A 19,527-nucleotide genomic window follows, 5' to 3' on the forward strand; every position below is an offset into this window, starting at 1 on the left:
GGTCGACGTAGCGACGCGAGGTGAAGTACCGGGCCTGGGCGACCATGCCGGAAGCGTAGGACAGGAAGGTGGAATCCGACCAGACCGCTGGGGTTCATCGGCGGGGTGCCGCGGTGCCGCCGGCCGCCCCCGGGTGAGCTGCGCATCCCCGCCTCAGTGACCGTTGTCACGCCGTACCGGGTGTAACCACCAACCTTTGTCGGGAGCCCACCAAGCCTTTGTTCCGCCCTTTGTCGGGCGCTGACGGTGATCACCGCGCGGCCGCCGGGATAGCGTCGCGATGTCCCGTCTGCCCTCGTCCCACGCGGAGTCCCCCATGAGCACCGCCACCGCAACCGCCCGTCCCGGTCGAGTCCTCGCCGACCTGCTGCCCGCGTCGCGGACCCGCGACATCGCGCTGGTGCTCGGCGGCGCCGTGCTCACCGGCCTCGCGGCCCAGCTCTCGGTGCCCGTGCCCGGCTCCCCGGTGCCGGTGACCGGCCAGACCTTCGCCGCGCTGCTCGTCGGCACCGCCCTCGGCGCCCGCCGCGGCTTCCTCTCCCTCGCCCTGTACGCCGTCGCCGGCGTGGCCGGCGTGCCGTGGTTCGCCGAGGGCGGCTCCGGCGCCGGAGCGGTCTCCTTCGGCTACGTCCTCGGCATGCTGCTCGCCTCCGCCGCCGTGGGCGCCCTGGCCCGCCGCGGCGCCGACCGCTCCCCGCTGCGCACGGCGGGCACGATGATCCTCGGCGAGGCGGTCATCTACGCGGTCGGCGTGCCGTACCTGGCCCAGGCCGCCCACCTGTCCCTCTCCCAGGCCGTCGCCGCCGGTCTCACCCCGTTCCTGATCGGCGACGCCCTGAAGGCGGCGCTCGCGATGGGCGCGCTGCCGGCCGCCTGGAAGCTCACCGGCAGGCGCTGACAGCCCGCGGGTCCGGCCGGCCGCGCACGGCGCGACCGGACAGGCGAACGGCGAAGGGGAGGGAGTCCCGCGGGACTCCCTCCCCTTCGCCGTGACGGGTGCCGGCGGGTCAGCCGACGGACACCTTCTCCGCCGCGTCCTCCACGGGCGCGGCCGGCCGGCGGCCCGCGATCCTCTGCTTGACCAGCGAGGCCGCGATCACGAGGGCGGCCACCAGCAGGGAGAGCTCCACGGTCGTACGGCCGCTGCTCTCGCCCTGGGTGTCGGTCAGCATGTAGCCGAAGACGCCGATGATCAGCGCGGCCGTCGCCCAGGTCAGGTACGGGTACAGCCACATCTTCACGACGAGCTTCTCCGGCGCCTCCCGCTGGATGATCCGCCGCATGCGCAGCTGCGAGAAGCAGATCGCCAGCCACACGAACAGGGCGACCGCGCCACTGGAGTTGAGCAGGAACAGGAAGACCGTGTCCGGGAACTTGTAGTTGAAGAAGACGGCGACGAAGCCGAAGGCCACGGACGCCAGGATCGCGGTCCGCGGCACGCCGCGGGACGTGGTCCGGGCGAACGCCCTGGGCGCGTCACCGCGCTGGCCGAGCGAGAAGGCCATCCGGGAGGCCGTGTACAGACCGGAGTTCAGGCAGGACAGCACCGACGTCAGCACGATGAAGTTCATGAACTGCCCGGCGTGCGGGATGCCCAGGGAGCCGAGGGCGGCTACGTACGAGCCGTCCTTCTGGATGGCCGGGTCGTTCCACGGCAGCAGGGTGACGACGATCAGGATCGAGCCCAGGTAGAAGACGCCGATACGCCAGATGATGCTGTTGGTGGACTTGGTGACGGCGCGCTGCGGGTCCTCCGACTCGCCGGCCGCCAGGGTGGCGATCTCGCTGCCCATGAAGGAGAAGACGACCAGCAGCACACCCGTGAGGATCGAGCCCGGGCCGTGCGGCAGGAAACCGCCGTGCGAGGTGAGGTTGGCGAAGCTCGCCTTGTCGGTGTGCGCGCCCGGCAGCACGCCGAACACGGCCAGCAGGCCGACGACGATGAACGCGCCGATCGCCACGACCTTGATGCCGGCGAACCAGAACTCGAATTCGCCGTAGGAACCGACGGAGATGAGGTTGGTCGCGGTCAGGACGGTCATCACGATGAGCGCCCAGCCCCACTGCGGCACGGCCGGTATCCAGCCCTCGAGGATCTTCGCGCCGGCGGTGGCCTCCACGGCCAGCACGACGACCCAGAAGAACCAGTAGAGCCAGCCGATGGAGAAACCGGCCCAGGGTCCCAGCGCGCGGTCGGCGTGCGCGGAGAACGAACCGGAGGTGGGGTTGGCGGCGGACATCTCGCCGAGCATGCGCATCACCAGCACCACGAGCGTGCCGACGAGGGCGTACGACAGGAGGATGCCCGGTCCCGCGGTAGCGATACCGGTACTGGAGCCGACGAAGAGGCCGGCTCCGATGACGCCACCAATGGCGATCATCGTCAGGTGGCGGTTTTTCAGTCCCGCTTGAAGGCCCGAACCAGGGGTCATGGACGGATTTCCTTTACGCCAGGTGGAGCTGCCCGTACGAGCGGTGTACGAGCCGGTCCAGTGAATCCGAGGGGAACGAATTCAGGAACCTCTGAATCCGGATTGTTACTTGAGGTTCTCTTGAGGATCTATGGTCCGATTCACACTCCGCCTATGTCACACCCGCGGCTGCTGCCCCGAAACGGCCGTGTCACACTCGTCCCATGCGCGTGTATCTCGGCTCCGACCATGCGGGCTACGAACTCAAGAACCACCTCGTCGACTGGCTCAAGGCGGCGGGGCACGAGCCCGTCGACTGCGGGCCCCACATCTACGACGCCCAGGACGACTACCCGCCCTTCTGCCTGCGCGCGGCCGAGCGGACCGCCGCCGACCCCGGCGCCCTCGGCGTCGTCATCGGCGGCTCCGGCAACGGTGAGCAGATCGCCGCGAACAAGGTGAAGGGCGTGCGCGCCGCGCTGGCCTGGAGCGAGGAGACGGCCGGACTCGGCCGCCAGCACAACGACGCCAACGTGGTGGCGGTCGGCGCGCGCATGCACAGTACGGAGGAGGCGACGAAGTTCGTCGAGGTGTTCCTCAACACTCCGTTCTCCGGTGACGAGCGTCACATCCGCCGCATCGACATGCTCACCGCCTACGAGACGACCGGCGATCTGCCCCCGATCCCCGCCCACCACCCGCAGCAGTAGCGCCCACGGGGCCCGGCCCGGTCCCGGGCCCCGCCGCTTCCCACCGGCCGCGACGGGCCGGCGGGAGCCGGCAGGAAAGGACACCTCAGCCGTGCCAGAAGGGCACACCATCCACCGGCTGGCCCAGGACTACGCCGACCGCTTCCAGGGCACGGCCCCACGGGTGAGCAGCCCCCAGGGCAAGTTCTCCGACGCCGCGGACCTGCTGGACGGCGCCCTCATGACCGGCACCGAGGCGCACGGCAAGCACCTCTTCCTCCGGTTCCGGGGCACCGACTGGGTCCACATCCACCTCGGCCTCTTCGGCAAGGTCGCCTTCGGCCCGGCGCCCGCGCCCCCGCCCACCGACACCGTCCGGCTCCGGCTCGCCGGCGACACCGCGTACGTCGACCTGCGCGGCCCCACCACCTGCGCGCTCGTCACCGACGCCGAGAAACGGGCGGTCCACGACCGGCTCGGCCCCGACCCGCTGCGCGCCGACGCCGACCCGGACGCCGCGTACCGCAGGATCTCCCGCAGCCGTACGAGCGTCGCCGCGCTGCTGATGGACCAGAAGGTCATCGCCGGCGTCGGCAACGTCTACCGCGCCGAGGTCCTCTTCCGGCACGGCATCGACCCCTACCGCGCGGGCCGGGACCTCACCCGGGCCGAGTGGGAGGCCGTCTGGGCCGACCTGGCCGCCCTCATGCGCGACGGTGTGCGCGACAACCGCATCGACACCGTCCGCCCCGAGCACACCCCCGAGGCCATGGGCCGCCCGCCCCGCGTGGACGACCACGGCGGCGAGGTGTACGTCTACCGCAGGGCCGACCGGCCCTGCCACGTCTGCGGCACGGACATCCGCACCGCCGGCCTGGCCGCCCGCAACCTCTTCTGGTGCCCCACCTGCCAGAAAGCCTGACCGGACGGACCGGCGGGGCCGCGGGTCCCGACGGGCCGGCCCCGCGGGGCTCAGAAGCCGTGCGGCAGCCACGGCCTCACCGGCGAGCCGAACGCCACCGACGCCTCCGCCAGCGCCCCCGCCCGCAGCTCGCGCACCCGGCCGGCCGCCGCCAGCGACAGCAGCGACACCCCGCCCAGATAGGCCGTCCCCAGCTCCCGTACGGACAGCTCGAGGTCGGCAGCGTCCTCGGTGCGCTCGCAGGACGCGCCCTTCGCGTCACCGGTCAGCCGCCAGCGCCCCTCGTTCCAGGGGCAGAAGGCGTCCTCCACCGCGAACACGACGTCCACCGGCGCCTGGTAGGTGCGGGCCGCCAGCGCCGCGCCGACGTCGACGAGACGGACGTAGCACGAGTCCCGGAAGCGCGGCCGGCAGCGGCGGATGTCGGAGACCAGGTACTGCCAGGCGTCGTCGACCGGCCTGTTCCGCACGGTCAGGGTCGTCATCAGGTCGATGTCGAACAGGAAGCGCCACAGCGCCGCGTCGGTCGCCGGGTCCAGCGCGGCGAGGTCCTCCAGCGTCACCGTGCCGTCGTGCCCGCTCGTGCCCCAGCCGAGCTTGGTGCGGAACCGCGCGTACCCGGTGACCGCGCCGTCCCGCTCGGCCACCACGCACTGCAGCGCCGAGGCGCCGTCCCGGTCGCCCGGCGGGTCCACGAGGCCGGTCCGCTCCCAGCCCGGCAGCCGGGCCAGCATCCCGGGCCTGCGCGGCACCAGCGCCGCGTACACCGCCTCGCACTCGGCCAGCACCTCCGCGGGCTGCGCGTACCGCAGCCGCACGTCCCCGGCGCCGGCGACCGGGGCCAGCGTCACCCGGCTGGTGTCGATCTCGGCCTGGAGCTGGAAGGTCGCCGCCCCGTAGCCGAACCGGCCGTAGATCGCCGGCTCGGAGGCGGTCAGCGCCGCGAGCGGCTCACCCAGCGCGCGCACGTCGTCGAGCTGGCGCCGCATCATCGAGGTCAGCACCCCGCGCCGCCGGTGCGTGGCGGAGACGCTCACCATCGTGACGCCGGCCGTGGGCACCTGGGAGCCGCCCGGCACGGTCATCCGGAAGCTGAAGGCCCCGGCCGTCCCCACGATCGCGTCCCCGTCCCGGGCGGCCAGGGAACGCCCGAACTCGGTGACCGACCGCTCCACCTCGAGCTCCTCCGCGGAGGTCTCGCCGGCGCCGAAGGCACGGATCAGGTGGTCGAACCACCCGTCCCACTCCTCGGGGCGCAGCACTGTCAGCTCGATCACACCGTCGGTCGCCATGCGCCATGCCTATCAGCGCGCCCGGGGACGAGCCAGCGAATTTCTCCCAGGCGGCGGCGCGACGGCGGCGCGTGCCGTTCACTGTGAAGTCGAACGACGATGCGGAGCCTCGCACGGGGGACAAGTGGGACCTCCCGTGCCAAGCGGCTGGTCCGATGGATAGGGTCCCGAACTGATGGCAGCAGGACGAGAGCGGCGCTCGAAGGCCGAGACGTTCACGGCCCGGTGGAAGATGCAGTGGCACCGGGTCCGCGTCGGCCTGCGCAGAAGCGCCGTGGACTACTTCCGCGGCGACGGCTCCGACTGGATCGCGCTCGTCGGCCTGCTGCTCACCATTCCCGTCCTCGCGGCCCTGACACTCGGCAACTCGGTGTGGTTCTCGCCGGGCGCGCTGGTGCTGCCGATCGTCGCGGGCGGCCTGCTGCTGCGCCCGGCCAGCCTGCTCGGCCTGTACGCCGCCGCGGCCACCGCGCTGATCGTGGAGTCGGTACGGCTCGGCCCGTACACCGAGGGTCCCTCCCGGGTCACCCCCGGCGTGGTCCTGGTGGTGGCCGCGTGCGGTTCCTTCGGGCTGCTCACCGCGCAGTTCCGCAGCCGGGTCGGCGTGCCCTGGCGGCGCGGCGGCACCATGCTGTTCGACCTGCGCGAGCGGATCCGGGTGCAGAGCAAGCTGCCCAAGCTGCCGCAGGGCTGGCACCACGAGATGGCGCTGCGCCCGGCGGGCGGCCAGTCCTTCTCGGGCGACTTCGTGGTCGCGGCCCGCACCAACGGCGGCCGCACCCTGGAGGTCGTCCTCACCGACGTCTCCGGCAAGGGCATGGACGCCGGATCGCGCGCCCTGCTGCTGTCCGGCGCCTTCGGCGGCCTGCTCGGCTCCCTCCCGCCGCACGCCTTCCTGCCGGCGGCCAACGGCTACCTGCTCCGCCAGGACTGGGACGAGGGCTTCGCCACCTCCATCCACCTGGTCCTCGACCTCGACTCCGGCGACTACGAGCTGTACTCCGCGGGGCACCCGCCGGGCCTGCAGCTCAGCGCGGGCAGCGGCCGCTGGGAGGAGAAGGCGGCCGAGGGCCCGCTGCTCGGGGTGTACGACGGCGCCCAGTTCGACTCCACGAAGGGCTCGCTGCGGCCCGGTGACGTGCTCATGCTCTTCACGGACGGCCTGGTGGAGACCTCCGACCGGGACATCGTCGAGGGCATCGACCGGCTCACCGGCGAGGCCGACCGCTATGTCGCCGGCGGTTTCCACGGCGCCGCCTGGCACCTCATCGAGGCGGTCGCCAAGGACGTCAACGACGACCGGGCCCTGCTGCTCATCTGCCGCGAGGCCACCTCGGCTCCCCGCTGAACCGGCTTCCGGACGCGCCGCGCACCGGTGACACTGGGGCGATGAACGCCACGCCACTCGGCCCGGCCGAGGCCGAGAGCCTCGCGCGGGCCGCGCACGAAGGACAGACCGACAAGGCCGGGCGGCCGTACGCCGAACACCTCGCGGCCGTCGCCGAAGGGGTGCGGGCCCGGGGCGGGGACGCGGAACAGATCACGGCGGCCTGGCTGCACGACGCCGTGGAGGACGGCGTGCTGAGCGAGGAGTGGCTCGAGGGCGCCGCCCTGACGGAGCGCACCAGGGCCGTCGTGCGCGCCGTGACCAAGCGGGCCGGCGAGGACCCCGGGGCGTACGCGCGGCGCATCCTCGACACCCCGGGCGCGCTGCTGGTGAAGGAGGCCGACCTCGCGCACAACGCCGACCCGGCCCGGCTGGCGGCCCTGGACGAACCCACCCGGAGACGACTGACCGAGAAGTACGCGCGGATGCGGGCACTTCTCGGTCTCGGTGCTCAGGCGGCCGGACGCCGTGAGGGGGACGTCAGGCGCTGACCCTCTCGCGCTCCTTCTGCTGGCGTTCGCGGGCCAGTTCGGCCGCGTCCTGCTTGAACGCCCAGGCCATCCTCGGCTCCATCGCGAAGCGGAACACCCGCCGCACCGGAGAGGTGCACAGCAGGGTGACGGCGGCGGCCGCGAGGACGGTGACCAGGATCTCGCCGAGCGGGCGGTGCAGCGCGGAGTGGTCGAACCAGCCCCGGTAGTCGGCGAACTTCACCAGGAAGCCGTGCAGCAGGTAGCCGTACAGGGTGCCCGCGCCCAGGGCCGTGAACCACAGCTTGCGGCCCGGCACCCAGGAGAAGAAGCACGCCGTCAGCAGCAGCGAGCAGCCCATCATCGCGAGCACCATCACCGGGCCGCACCACCACGGGGCGCCCAGCTCCTGCGCGGAGTCACGGTGGTAGAACCACGCCGTGTTCATGCGCGGCACCGCCCACCAGCCGAGCGCGAGCGCGGCGGCGAACACGGGCACCGAGGCGATCCGCACCCAGCGCCGGCGCACCATCCGGAAGTGCTCGGGCTTCATGCACAGACCGAGCACGAAGTAGGGCAGGAACTGCAGCACGCGCTGGAGGTCGAGGTCGTCGCCGATGCTCGGGCTGACGCTGGCCAGCATGGCGATGCCGACGGCCACCGGGAGCGGCCAGCGCACCAGCTTCCACACCGGCGTGGTGAGCCGCCAGACGAACAGGGCGACCAGGAACCAGGTCAGGTACCAGGGATCGAGGAGGCTGATCTCCTCGTGCGCGTGGTCGACCGCGTTCTTGAAGAGCGGGTACGCCGTCTCGAAGAGGACGTACGGCACGGCCACACCGGTGATCAGCCGCTTCAGCCGGTCCGGCCGCATGTCGAAACTGCGGGAGAAGTAGCCGGAGATGATGATGAACGCCGGCATGTGGAAGGTGTACACGACCGTGTAGAGGGCTTCCAGGACGCGGCTGTCGCCCTTGAGCGGCTCCCAGGCGTGGCCCATCGCGACCAGCACGATGGCCAGGTACTTGGCGTTGTCGAAGAACGAGTCACGCTGTTTGCCCGGTCTGTCCGCCGTCGTACGCCCCTTCTGTTCACTCAGCGGGGTACGCGGACCGGGCACTCCGCCGGCCGGCGACTGTGCCGGGGGGAGTGGTCTGCGGTTCTGGCCGGGGGACGAGGCGGCTTCAAACATCTCAGGCACCCTAGCGTCGACTGTGGGATTCCGTAAAACCCCGCCTGTTATTCCTGGTTATCCCGTTCGGGTACCCCTTGATATTCATAACTTGCCTGCCCTGTCCACGTGATCGTGGGCACAGCGGCACCCCTCGTTGGCCCCTGATGTCCTGACTCATCGTGACTAATTAGGGCATACGTCGCCTCTGTGTCATCAATTCGAATTACCTGCGCACGTGATGTGTGGGCATGGAAACCATGCTGCGCAATTTCCCGCGCCGCAGGTAAGGGTGTACCTGTCGAATTACTGTGCGGGTTCCGGGCGGAGCCGGGCCGGCACCCGACGTTGCGTCATGACCCGCATACAAGGGCCGGGTTGGTGGCACGATGGTTCTGGCTGGGGTGCGCGGGGCCGCGTCCCAGGGCCGGGAGAGCGGACCGACCGAAGGTGTGATCAGTTGTGGCCATTTCACTGTCCGTGGTGCTGCTGTTGGCGATCATCCTTGTGGTGCTGATCCGAGGGGGGAACATCAAGGCCGGCCCGGCCATCGTCGCCGTCCTCTTCGGGTTCTTCCTCGCCTCGACCGGCATGGCGCCGTCGATCAACCGCTTCATGAACTCGATAGCGGAGACGATCAACCAGATCAGCTTCTGACGCCCCGCGCCGCGCACCCGGCGGCGACCGCGCACCGGCCGCGGCCGGTGCGCGCCTGTGGCGCGCCCGGGCGACCAGGGCCCCCGGAAAACGATCAGGGCCGGGCGGAGGGATGACCTCGCCCGGCCCTGAACCGTGCGGAGCGGGCGACGGGAATCGAACCCGCGTAGCTAGTTTGGAAGACTAGGGCTCTACCATTGAGCTACGCCCGCGACAGTGCGCCGCCGGTCTGCGACCGCGGCACTGCAGAGCATCGTAGCGGGTCGCGCGCCGCGGAGGCCAACGTGTTGGGCTGCGGCGACGTCGTCTGCGCCGCGGCGGTGAAACCGGCCTGCGGAACCGGCCGGGACATGTACCCTACGTGTCGCACCAGACGGGGTGTGGCGCAGCTTGGTAGCGCGTCCGCTTTGGGAGCGGAAGGCCGTGGGTTCAAATCCCGCCACCCCGACCACCGGCTCACGGCATCCTGATGATCGCCTTTTGGGGCGCTGACCGGCTGCGGTTACTATGCAAGCTGCGCGCCCGTGTGTCCCGGCCCACTCGGCCTACGAACTCCTCCGGGCGGCGAAATCCGCCGGACCAGTCTGGCTCCGGCAGAAACCAAGAAGTCAGCCACAAGGAGACCGAACCGTGAAGAGCGCCGTGGAGACCCTGAACCCGACCCGGGTTCGGCTCACTGTCGAGGTGCCCTTCGAGGAGCTCAAGGACAGCCTCGACGCGGCGTACAAGAAGATCAACCAGCAGGTCACGGTGAAGGGCTTCCGCAAGGGCAAGATCCCGGCCCGCGTCATCGACCAGCGGTTCGGCCGCGGTGCGGTGCTGGAGGAGGCCGTCAACGACGCGCTTCCGAAGTTCTACACCGAGGCGGTCAACGAGGCCGAGCTCAGCCCGCTGGGCCAGCCCGAGGTCGACATCACCGACCTGAAGGACGGCGAGACGCTGAACTTCACCGCCGAGGTCGACGTCCGCCCGGCCCTGGAGATCCCGGACTACTCCGGCATCGAGGTCGAGGTCGACGCCGTCGAGGTCACCGACGAGGACGTCGAGAAGTCGGTCGAGCAGCTCCGTGAGCGCTTCGCCTCCACCTCCCCGGTGGAGCGCGCCGCCGAGGACGGCGACGTGGTGACGATCGACCTGGAGGCCAAGGTCGACGGCGAGGTCCTCGAGGACGGCATCGCCAACGGCGTCTCCTACACCATCGGCTCCGGCGAGCTGCTGGACGGCATCGACGACGCCGTGAAGGGCCTGGAGGCCGGTGGCGAGGCCACCTTCACCTCCGAGCTGAAGGGCGGCTCGGCCGCGGGCAAGGAGGCCGAGGTCACCGTCAAGGTCACCCAGGTCGCCGCCCGCGAACTGCCCGAGCTGGACGACGAGTTCGCGCAGCTCGCCTCCGAGTTCGACACCCTGGACGAGCTGAAGGCGGACAGCCGCAAGCGCCTGGGCGACATGAAGCAGTACGACCAGGCCACCCAGGCCCAGGAGCGCGTCCTGGAGAAGCTCCTCGAGCTGGTCGAGGTCCCGGTCCCCGAGAAGCTGCTCGAGGACGAGATCAACACCCGCAAGCACAACCTGGAGCACCACCAGCTCGGCCAGATGGGCCTCACCCTCGACAAGTACCTGGAGATCCAGGGCAAGACCGCCGAGGAGTTCGAGACCGAGACCCGCGACGCCGCGGTCAAGGGCATCAAGACCCAGTTCGTCCTCGACGAGCTGGTGAAGAAGGAGAACCTCAACGTCAACCAGGAGGAGCTCACCGAGCACCTCATGCGGCGTGCGGCCTCCTCCGGCATGTCCCCCGACCAGTTCGCCCAGGCCGTCGTCGAGGGCGGCCAGGTTCCGCTCCTGGTCGGCGAGGTCGCCCGCGGCAAGGCCCTGGCCGTCGTGGTCGAGGCCGCCACGGTGAAGGACACCAACGGCGAGGTCGTCGACCTGGACGACGAGGAGGAGGAGACCGAGGCCGCCGAGGCGTCGGAGACCTCCGAGGAGAACGCCGAGGGCTGAGCGGCCCCACGGCGCCTTCCGAGCGCGTAGGGCGGGCCCCCGGGGAGTGTGCTTCCCGGGGGCCCGCGCCGTTTCGCCCCCGGATCGGCACCCGCCCCCGCCGCGCGGCCGCTACGCCCCCGGCGAACACTGTCATCTCCGGGATTCCCCGAGGGGACCTGAGCGTTAGGGTCCTTGAGTACGGGGGCAGGGGAGTCTCCTGAGACCCCCAGCCAAGCCTCCGGCAGGACGACGTGAGACGGCCCGGCGCCGTCGTAAGACGAGCAGGTGGATACGTGACGAATCTGATGCCCTCCGCCGCCGGCGAGCCTTCCATCGGTGGTGGCCTCGGCGACCAGGTCTACAACCGGCTGCTCAACGAGCGGATCATCTTCCTCGGTCAGCAGGTCGACGACGACATCGCCAACAAGATCACCGCACAGCTGCTGCTCCTCGCCGCGGACCCCGACAAGGACATCTACCTCTACATCAACAGCCCCGGCGGCTCGGTGACGGCCGGCATGGCGATCTACGACACCATGCAGTTCATCCCGAACGACGTGGTCACGATCGGCATGGGCATGGCGGCCTCGATGGGCCAGTTCCTGCTCACCGGCGGCACCTCCGGCAAGCGGTTCGCGCTGCCGCACACGGACATCATGATGCACCAGGGCTCCGCGGGCCTCGGCGGTACGGTCTCGGACATCAAGATCCAGGCCCAGTACCTGCTGCGCACCAAGAAGACCATGACCGAGCTGACCGCGTTCCACTCCGGCCAGTCGGTCGAGACGATCCTGCGCGACGCGGACCGCGACCGCTGGTTCACCCCGGAGGAGGCCAAGGAGTACGGCCTCATCGACGAGATCATCAGGAACGCCTCGGGTGTTCCGGGAGGCGGCGGCACCGGTGCCTGACCGGCCCGGCCACGCCAACCGCCGAGACACCAGCCCCCCGAACGCCACCAGGACGGTGAACACCCTCATGAGCAACTTCCCCGGCGCCGCCAGCGGTATGTACGAAGGGCCCCGGCCCGACAGCCGCTACGTCATCCCGCGCTTCGTCGAGCGCACCTCCCAGGGCATCCGCGAGTACGACCCGTACGCGAAGCTCTTCGAGGAGCGCGTGATCTTCCTGGGCGTCCAGATCGACGACGCCTCCGCCAACGACGTCATGGCGCAGCTGCTGTGCCTGGAGTCGATGGACCCCGACCGGGACATCTCGATCTACATCAACAGCCCCGGTGGCGACATGACGGCCCTCACGGCCATCTACGACACCATGCAGTTCGTGAAGCCGGACATCCAGACGGTGTGCATGGGCCAGGCGGCCTCCGCCGCGGCCATCCTGCTCGCCGCCGGCACCCCGGGCAAGCGCATGGCGCTGCCGAACTCGCGCGTGCTGATCCACCAGCCGGCCGGCTCCACCGGCCGCGGCCAGCTCTCCGACCTGGAGATCATCGCCAACGAGTTCACCCGGATGCGTGAGCAGCTCGAGAACATGCTGGCCAAGCACTCGAACCGGGACCTCGAGCAGGTCCGCGAGGACATCGAGCGCGACAAGATCCTCACGGCCGAGGAAGCGCTCGAGTACGGCATCGTCGACCAGATCATCTCCACCCGCAAGATGAACAACGCCGCGGTCCGCTGACCCGAGGCGGCGTACTCTCAGGCCCCCTTGGCAGGGTTCGCGTCAAAGTGAACCCTGCCAAGGGGGACCCGAACACGGGGCCCGGCAAGGTACCGTCGGACATAAGGCAGCACCAGGAGCCGCTGGACCCGAGTGTCCAGTCGTCTCCCAGGCGAAGGGGAAGCACACCGTGGCACGCATCGGTGACGGCGGCGATCTGCTCAAGTGCTCGTTCTGCGGCAAGAGCCAGAAGCAGGTCAAGAAGCTCATCGCAGGTCCCGGTGTGTACATCTGCGACGAGTGCATCGATCTCTGCAACGAGATCATCGAGGAGGAGCTCGCGGAGACCAGCGAGGTGCGCTGGGAGGAACTCCCCAAGCCCCGCGAGATCTACGAGTTCCTCGAGGGCTACGTGGTCGGCCAGGAGGCCGCCAAGAAGGCCCTCTCGGTCGCGGTGTACAACCACTACAAGCGGGTCCAGGCGGGCGAGAACGGCGGCGCCCAGGGCCGTGACGACGCCATCGAGCTGGCGAAGTCCAACATCCTGCTGCTCGGCCCCACGGGCTCGGGCAAGACGCTCCTCGCGCAGACGCTGGCCCGCATGCTGAACGTGCCCTTCGCGATCGCCGACGCGACGGCGCTGACCGAGGCGGGCTACGTCGGCGAGGACGTGGAGAACATCCTCCTCAAGCTGATCCAGGCGGCCGACTACGACGTCAAGAAGGCCGAGACCGGGATCATCTACATCGACGAGATCGACAAGGTGGCCCGCAAGAGCGAGAACCCGTCGATCACCCGTGACGTGTCCGGCGAGGGCGTCCAGCAGGCCCTGCTGAAGATCCTCGAGGGCACCACGGCCTCGGTCCCGCCGCAGGGCGGCCGCAAGCACCCGCACCAGGAGTTCATCCAGATCGACACGACGAACGTGCTGTTCATCGTGGGCGGCGCCTTCGCCGGCCTGGAGAAGATCATCGAGTCCCGGGCGGGCGCCAAGGGCATCGGCTTCGGCGCGACGATCCACTCCAAGCGCGAGCTGGAGGCCAAGGACCAGTTCGAGGACGTCATGCCCGAGGACCTGGTCAAGTTCGGCATGATCCCCGAGTTCATCGGCCGCCTGCCGGTGATCACCTCGGTGCACAACCTGGACCGCGAGGCCCTGCTCCAGATCCTGGTCGAGCCCCGCAACGCCCTGGTGAAGCAGTACCAGCGCCTCTTCGAACTCGACGGCGTGGAGCTGGACTTCGAGCGCGAGGCCCTGGAGGCCATCGCCGACCAGGCCATCCTCCGCCAGACCGGCGCACGCGGCCTGCGCGCCATCATGGAGGAGGTCCTCATGTCGGTCATGTACGAGGTCCCGTCCCGCAAGGACGTCGCCCGCGTCGTCATCACGGCCGACGTCGTCCACTCCAACGTCAACCCCACCCTGATCCCCCGGGACGCCCGGGGCCGGGGGACCGGCGAGCAGAAGACGGCGTAGGCGCCGCACCGCACGCACGAGAAGGGCCCGGCCACCCGGCCGGGCCCTTCTCGCACGTCCAGCCCCGTCAGGCCTTGACGCGGATCTCCTTGCGGAACTTGGCGGTCAGCTCCGCGTCGGCCGCCGGGTCGCTGCTGCGGCCCGCGGCGAGGTTCGCGATGTCCATCGGCATGACGAATCCGATGGTGCTGTGGTCGCCCCAGACGCAGAACGTCATCGTGACGTCCTTCGGACCGCCGCTGGTCGAGTCGGTGGGAGCCTTCGCCTGCTGGCACTTCAGGACCGCGCCGTCGAGACCGGCCGGCTCGTACGCCTTCGGCTCACCCTGGAGGGCGACGTCCTTGTTGCCGCTGTCCTTCTGCGACTCGCTCTTCAGGTAGGCGAACATCGCGTCGACGGTCTTCTCGGGGTCGTCGATCGTGCCGTACACGCCGCCGAACTGGATCATCTTCTGGCTCAGCGGATCGCCGTCGTCCCCGGACTTGTACCCGGCGCTGACGTCGTGGGGGTCCCTGACGCCCCACTTCTGCGCGTCCTTCATGTCCTTGTCGGTCATGGTGCCGCTGTCGCCCTTGGACTTCTCGTACTCGCCGAGCACCGTCGCCGGCGTCGTCAGCTTGTGGGGGCCGTCGTCCGCGACGTCCGAGCCGCTGCTGCCGCCCAGCACGAAGTACGCGCCCACCGCGATCGCCGCTACGACCGCCACCGCGCCGATGATCAGGCCCGTCTTCTTCTTGCCCCCGCCCGGGGCCGGCGGCTGCGGGGCGCCGTAGGGCTGCTGGCCGTACGCGCCGGGCTGCTGGCCGTACGGGCCCTGCTGCTGGGGCACGCCGCCCTGCTGCGGGTAGCCGTAACCGGGCTGCGGCGGGGCCGGGGGAGTCTGCTGGGGGTAGCCGTAGCCGGGCTGCGGTGCCTGCGGCTGCTGGCCGTAGGGGCCCGGCTGGCCGTAGGGACCAGGCTGCCCCGGCTGGCCGTAGGGCGGCTGCTGGCCGTACGGGCCCGGCTGGTTGTTGCTCATTCCTGGGTTCCCCCTCAGATGCTTATGTGTTCCTGACATCCTGGCGCAGCAGCGGGGGGCGCACGGCGCCGGGGGCCGCACCGTTACAGAACAAACGCGTTTCGGGACCACCCCGTGACACCTCTAAACTGACCCCCGTGACCGAGAACGCTCAGCAGCAGCCACCCGCGCCCGACAACGAACTGCCGACCCAGTACGCGCCGGCCGATGTAGAGGGGCCGCTGTACGAGCGCTGGGTGGAGCGGGGTTACTTCGAGGCGGACGAGAAGAGCGACAAGCCGCCGTACACCATCGTCATCCCGCCGCCCAACGTCACCGGCAGCCTCCACCTGGGCCACGCCTTCGAGCACACGCTCATCGACGCCCTGACCCGCCGCAAGCGCATGCAGGGCTTCGAGACGCTGTGGCAGCCGGGTATGGACCACGCCGGCATCGCCACCCAGAACGTCGTCGAGCGCGAGCTCGGCAAGGAGGGCAAGTCCCGCCACGACCTCGGCCGCGAGGCGTTCGTCGAGCGCGTCTGGCAGTGGAAGGCCGAGTCCGGCGGCCAGATCTCCGGCCAGATGCGCCGCCTCGGTGACGGCGTCGCCTGGTCGCGTGAGCGCTTCACCATGGACGAGGGCCTGTCCCAGGCCGTCCAGACCATCTTCAAGCGGCTCTACGACGACGAGCTGATCTACCGCGCCGAGCGCATCATCAACTGGTGCCCGCGGTGCCTTACGGCCATCTCCGACATCGAGGTCGAGTACCAGGACGACGACGGCGAGCTGGTCTCCATGAAGTACGGGGAGGGGGACGACACCATCGTCGTCGCCACCACCCGTGCCGAGACCATGCTCGGCGACACCGCGGTCGCCGTCCACCCCGACGACGAGCGCTACCGGCACCTGGTCGGCAAGCTCATCCGGCTCCCGCTGACCGACCGCTCCATCCCGGTCGTCGCGGACGAGCACGTCGACCCCGAGTTCGGCACCGGCGCCGTCAAGGTCACCCCGGCCCACGACCCGAACGACTTCGAGATCGGCCAGCGGCACGACCTGCCGTCCCTCACCGTGATGGACGAGCACGCCGTCATCACCGCCCACGGCCCCTTCCAGGGCCTGGACCGCCTCGAGGCCCGCTCCGCCATCGTCGCCGCGTTGCGCGCCGAGGGCCGGATCGTCGCCGAGAAGCGCCCCTACGTCCACTCCGTCGGCCACTGCTCGCGCTGCAAGACCACCATCGAGCCGCGCCTGTCCATGCAGTGGTGGGTCAAGGTCGGCCCGCTCGCCAAGGCCGCCGGCGACGCCGTCCGCGACGGCAAGGTCAAGATCCACCCGCAGGAGATGGAGAAGCGGTACTTCGACTGGGTCGACAACCTCCACGACTGGTGCATCTCGCGGCAGCTCTGGTGGGGCCACCGCATCCCGGTCTGGTACGGCCCCAACGGCGAGGTCGTCTGCGTCGGCCCCGACGAGCGGCCGCCCGGCACCGAGGCGGAGGGCTGGAAGCAGGACACCGACGTCCTCGACACCTGGTTCTCCTCCGGCCTGTGGCCGTTCTCCACCCTCGGCTGGCCCGAACAGACCGAGAGCCTCGCGAAGTTCTACCCGAACTCCGTCCTGGTCACCGGCTACGACATCCTCTTCTTCTGGGTCGCCCGGATGATGATGTTCGGCCTCTACGCGATGGACGGCGCCCCGCCGTTCCACACCATCGCCCTGCACGGCATGGTCCGCGACCAGTTCGGCAAGAAGATGTCGAAGTCCTTCGGCAACGCGGTCAACCCGCTGGACTGGATGGACAAGTACGGCTCCGACGCCCTCCGGTTCACCCTCGCCCGGGGCGCCAACCCCGGCGTCGACGTGCCCATCGGCGAGGACTGGGTCCAGGGCTCCCGCAACTTCGCCAACAAGATCTGGAACGCCACCCGCTTCGCGCTGATGAACGGCGCGACCGTGGACGGCCCGCTGCCGGACGCGGCGAGGATGTCCGCCACGGACCGCTGGATCCTCTCCCGGCTCGACTCGGTCGTCGCCGAGGTCGACGCGTTCTACGACGACTTCCAGTTCGCCAAGCTCTCCGACGCCCTCTTCCACTTCGCCTGGGACGAGGTCTTCGACTGGTACGTCGAGCTGTCCAAGACGACGTTCCAGGCGGGCGGCGAGGCGGCCGAGGTCTCCAAGCGCGTCCTGGGCGAGGTCCTCGACGTCACCCTCAGGCTGCTGCACCCGATCGTCCCGTTCGTCACGGAGACCCTGTGGACCACCCTCACGGGCGGCGAGTCGGTCGTCATCGCCGAGTGGCCGGCCGCCGTGCTGGTTCCCGGCGCCGACGCCCCGGGCGGCTTCCGCGACCCGGCGGCCGAGCAGGAGATCGAGACCCTGCAGTCCGTCATCACCGAGGTCCGCCGCTTCCGCGCCGACCAGGGCCTGCAGCCGGGCCAGCGGGTCCCGGCCCGGCTGACCCTGGACGGTACGGCGCTGGCCCCGCACGAGGCCGCCATCCGCCAGTTGCTGCGCCTGCAGCCGGAGGGCGAGTCCTTCACGGCCACGGCCACCCTGCCGGTCGCCGGCGCCGAGGTCGCCCTCGACCTCTCCGGCACCATCGACGTGGCCGCCGAGCGCAAGCGCCTGGCGAAGGACCTGGCCGCGGCGGAGAAGGAGAAGGCCCAGGCCACGGCGAAGCTCGGCAACGAGGCGTTCCTGGCGAAGGCCCCGGAGAACGTGGTCGGCAAGATCCGCACCCGCCTCACCAAGGCCGACGAGGACATCGCCCGCATCCAGGCCCAGCTCGACAGGCTCCCGCAGGCGTAGCCGCACCGGCGCGCCCGCAGGCGCGGACGACGGCCGAAGGCCCCCGGAACCGCACGGCTCCGGGGGCCTTCGCCCGCCCACGCCGGCCCGGCTCCGTAGACTGGCACCGTGAGCGACCACCCCGGCACCAGCGACACCCCCGACCCCCTCGACGGTTTCGACGAGATCATCGACGCCGAGACCACCCGCGACCCCGACCTCGCCGTGATCGAGGCCGGCAGCCGCACCCTGCGCACCCAGGGCGGCCCGCCGCAGGCCGACGTACCGGCCCGGCCGGAGGACCCCGAGGTCGACAGGGCCCTGCGCGAGGTCGAGGCGGAGCTGGCCACCCGCTGGGGCGAGACCAAGCTGGAGCCCTCCGTCAGCCGGATCGCCGCGCTGATGGACCTGCTCGGCGAACCGCAGCGCTCATACCCCTCGATCCACATCACCGGGACGAACGGCAAGACCTCCACGGCCCGCATGATCGAGGCCCTGCTCGGCGCCTTCGAGCTGCGCACCGGCCGCTACACCAGCCCGCACGTGCAGTCCGTCACCGAGCGGATCAGCCTGGACGGCGCGCCCATCTCCGCCGAGCGGTTCATCGAGACGTACCAGGACATCAAGCCGTACATCGAGATGGTCGACGCCTCGCAGGAGTACCGGCTGTCCTTCTTCGAGGTGCTCACCGGCATGGCCTACGCCGCCTTCGCGGACGCCCCGGTCGACGTGGCCGTGGTGGAAGTGGGCATGGGCGGCTCCTGGGACGCCACCAACGTGATCGACGGCGACGTCGCGGTGATCACCCCCATCGGCCTCGACCACACCGACCGGCTCGGGAACACCACGGGGGAGATCGCGGGGGAGAAGGGCGGCGTCATCAAGCAGGGCGCGACCGTCATCCTGGCGCAGCAGCCGGTGGACGCGGCCCAGGTGCTGCTGAAGAAGGCCGTCGATGTCGACGCCACCGTGGCCCGGGAGGGCCTGGAGTTCGGCGTGACCGCCCGGCAGATCGCCGTCGGCGGGCAGATGCTCACCCTGCGCGGCCTGGGCGGCGAGTACGAGGAGGTCTACCTCCCGCTGCACGGCGCCCACCAGGCGCACAACGCCGCCGTCGCGCTCGCCGCCGTGGAGGCGTTCTTCGGCGTCGGCGCGCAGCGCGCGCAGCCGCTGGACATCGACACCGTGCGCAAGGCCTTCGCGGCCGTCTCCTCGCCGGGGCGCCTGGAGGTCGTACGGCGCTCGCCCACCGTCGTCCTGGACGCCGCCCACAACCCGCCGGGCGCGGAGGCCACCGCCGAGGCGGTGCGGGAGGCGTTCGACTTCAGCCGGCTGATCGGCGTGGTCGGGGCGAGCGGCGACAAGAACGTGCGCGGTCTGCTGGAGGCCTTCGAGCCGATCTTCGCCGAGGTCGTCGTCACCCAGAACTCCAGCCACCGCGCCATGGACGCGGACGAGCTGGCCGCCATCGCCGTCGAGGTGTTCGGCGAGGACCGCGTCCAGGTCGAACCGCGGCTGCCCGAGGCCCTGGAGGCCGCGATCACGCTGGCCGAGGAGGAGGGCGAGTTCGCGGGCGGCGGGGTGCTGGTCACCGGCTCGGTCATCACGGTGGGCGAGGCCCGCCTGCTCCTGGGAAAGGGCTGAGGAGTCCGT

General features: G+C 70.5%; 16 protein-coding genes and 2 tRNA genes. 13 read left to right on the top strand and 5 right to left on the bottom strand.

Annotated features, from left to right (window positions below; translation table 11 throughout):
* Positions 1-316: 316 nt before the first annotated feature.
* Entirely contained in the window at positions 317-898 is a 582-nt protein-coding gene (locus ACFQ9Z_RS04165) for a biotin transporter BioY (protein ID WP_383010500.1), read from the top strand.
* A 109-nt stretch (positions 899-1,007) separates the two neighbouring features.
* On the opposite strand, the gene ACFQ9Z_RS04170 is transcribed toward ACFQ9Z_RS04165, so the two are convergent.
* Entirely contained in the window at positions 1,008-2,432 is a 1,425-nt protein-coding gene (locus tag ACFQ9Z_RS04170) for an amino acid permease (protein ID WP_383010502.1), read from the bottom strand.
* Between the two features lie 203 nt (positions 2,433-2,635).
* Here ACFQ9Z_RS04170 and ACFQ9Z_RS04175 point away from each other — a divergent pair, with 203 nt between their 5' ends.
* On the top strand, positions 2,636-3,121 hold the full coding sequence (locus ACFQ9Z_RS04175; protein ID WP_383010504.1) for a ribose-5-phosphate isomerase: 486 nt from the start codon (positions 2,636-2,638) through the stop codon (positions 3,119-3,121).
* 91 nt (positions 3,122-3,212) lie between these two features.
* Positions 3,213-4,022: an Fpg/Nei family DNA glycosylase gene (locus tag ACFQ9Z_RS04180; protein ID WP_383010506.1), complete on the top strand. Its 810-nt coding sequence runs from the start codon at positions 3,213-3,215 to the stop codon at positions 4,020-4,022.
* A 50-nt stretch (positions 4,023-4,072) separates the two neighbouring features.
* On the opposite strand, the gene ACFQ9Z_RS04185 is transcribed toward ACFQ9Z_RS04180, so the two are convergent.
* Positions 4,073-5,314 carry a GNAT family N-acetyltransferase gene (locus ACFQ9Z_RS04185; RefSeq protein ID WP_383010508.1) on the bottom strand — a complete coding sequence of 414 codons (1,242 nt, stop codon included), beginning with the start codon at positions 5,312-5,314 and terminating at the stop codon, positions 4,073-4,075.
* Between the two features lie 175 nt (positions 5,315-5,489).
* On the opposite strand from ACFQ9Z_RS04185, the gene ACFQ9Z_RS04190 reads away from it, so the two are divergent.
* Positions 5,490-6,662: a PP2C family protein-serine/threonine phosphatase gene (locus tag ACFQ9Z_RS04190; protein WP_383010510.1), complete on the top strand. Its 1,173-nt coding sequence runs from the start codon at positions 5,490-5,492 to the stop codon at positions 6,660-6,662.
* 41 nt (positions 6,663-6,703) lie between these two features.
* Positions 6,704-7,192 carry an HD domain-containing protein gene (locus ACFQ9Z_RS04195; protein WP_383010512.1) on the top strand — a complete coding sequence of 163 codons (489 nt, stop codon included), beginning with the start codon at positions 6,704-6,706 and terminating at the stop codon, positions 7,190-7,192.
* On the opposite strand, the gene ACFQ9Z_RS04200 is transcribed toward ACFQ9Z_RS04195, so the two are convergent.
* Positions 7,182-8,363, bottom strand: coding sequence for an acyltransferase family protein (locus ACFQ9Z_RS04200; protein ID WP_383010514.1), 1,182 nt, complete (start codon positions 8,361-8,363; stop codon positions 7,182-7,184). The genes ACFQ9Z_RS04195 and ACFQ9Z_RS04200 overlap by 11 nt on opposite strands.
* Before the next feature lie 441 nt (positions 8,364-8,804).
* On the opposite strand from ACFQ9Z_RS04200, the gene ACFQ9Z_RS04205 reads away from it, so the two are divergent.
* Entirely contained in the window at positions 8,805-8,999 is a 195-nt protein-coding gene (locus ACFQ9Z_RS04205; protein ID WP_143632335.1) for a hypothetical protein, read from the top strand.
* 141 nt (positions 9,000-9,140) lie between these two features.
* Here ACFQ9Z_RS04205 and ACFQ9Z_RS04210 read toward each other — a convergent pair.
* Positions 9,141-9,211: transfer RNA gene (locus ACFQ9Z_RS04210), tRNA-Gly, on the bottom strand.
* A 162-nt stretch (positions 9,212-9,373) separates the two neighbouring features.
* Between ACFQ9Z_RS04210 and ACFQ9Z_RS04215 the strand changes: the two genes are divergently transcribed.
* The 5 genes from ACFQ9Z_RS04215 (at position 9,374) to clpX (ending at position 14,082) form a co-directional block, all read left to right on the top strand.
* A tRNA-Pro gene (locus ACFQ9Z_RS04215) sits at positions 9,374-9,450 on the top strand.
* Between the two features lie 179 nt (positions 9,451-9,629).
* Positions 9,630-11,000 (top strand): trigger factor, encoded by a 1,371-nt coding sequence (gene tig / locus ACFQ9Z_RS04220; protein WP_383010517.1) that lies wholly within the window; start codon positions 9,630-9,632, stop codon positions 10,998-11,000.
* A 287-nt stretch (positions 11,001-11,287) separates the two neighbouring features.
* A complete protein-coding gene (locus ACFQ9Z_RS04225) occupies positions 11,288-11,893 on the top strand; it encodes an ATP-dependent Clp protease proteolytic subunit (RefSeq protein WP_383011797.1) in 606 nt (201 codons plus the stop codon).
* A 67-nt stretch (positions 11,894-11,960) separates the two neighbouring features.
* Positions 11,961-12,626 (top strand): ATP-dependent Clp protease proteolytic subunit, encoded by a 666-nt coding sequence (locus ACFQ9Z_RS04230; RefSeq protein ID WP_143632331.1) that lies wholly within the window; start codon positions 11,961-11,963, stop codon positions 12,624-12,626.
* A 169-nt stretch (positions 12,627-12,795) separates the two neighbouring features.
* Positions 12,796-14,082: an ATP-dependent Clp protease ATP-binding subunit ClpX gene (gene clpX, locus ACFQ9Z_RS04235; protein ID WP_199210539.1), complete on the top strand. Its 1,287-nt coding sequence runs from the start codon at positions 12,796-12,798 to the stop codon at positions 14,080-14,082.
* Positions 14,083-14,149: 67 nt separating this feature from the next.
* On the opposite strand, the gene ACFQ9Z_RS04240 is transcribed toward clpX, so the two are convergent.
* Positions 14,150-15,100: a hypothetical protein gene (locus tag ACFQ9Z_RS04240; RefSeq protein WP_383010520.1), complete on the bottom strand. Its 951-nt coding sequence runs from the start codon at positions 15,098-15,100 to the stop codon at positions 14,150-14,152.
* Between the two features lie 137 nt (positions 15,101-15,237).
* Between ACFQ9Z_RS04240 and ACFQ9Z_RS04245 the strand changes: the two genes are divergently transcribed.
* Positions 15,238-17,895 carry a valine--tRNA ligase gene (locus ACFQ9Z_RS04245; protein WP_383010522.1) on the top strand — a complete coding sequence of 886 codons (2,658 nt, stop codon included), beginning with the start codon at positions 15,238-15,240 and terminating at the stop codon, positions 17,893-17,895.
* 108 nt (positions 17,896-18,003) lie between these two features.
* The gene (locus ACFQ9Z_RS04250) at positions 18,004-19,518 is read left to right on the top strand and encodes a bifunctional folylpolyglutamate synthase/dihydrofolate synthase (protein ID WP_383010524.1); all 1,515 of its coding nucleotides are present in this window, start codon (positions 18,004-18,006) and stop codon (positions 19,516-19,518) included.
* The last annotated feature ends 9 nt before the right edge of the window (positions 19,519-19,527 follow it).

This window comes from Streptomyces sp. NPDC056580 (assembly GCF_042793175.1).
Lineage (GTDB): Bacteria > Actinomycetota > Actinomycetes > Streptomycetales > Streptomycetaceae > Streptomyces.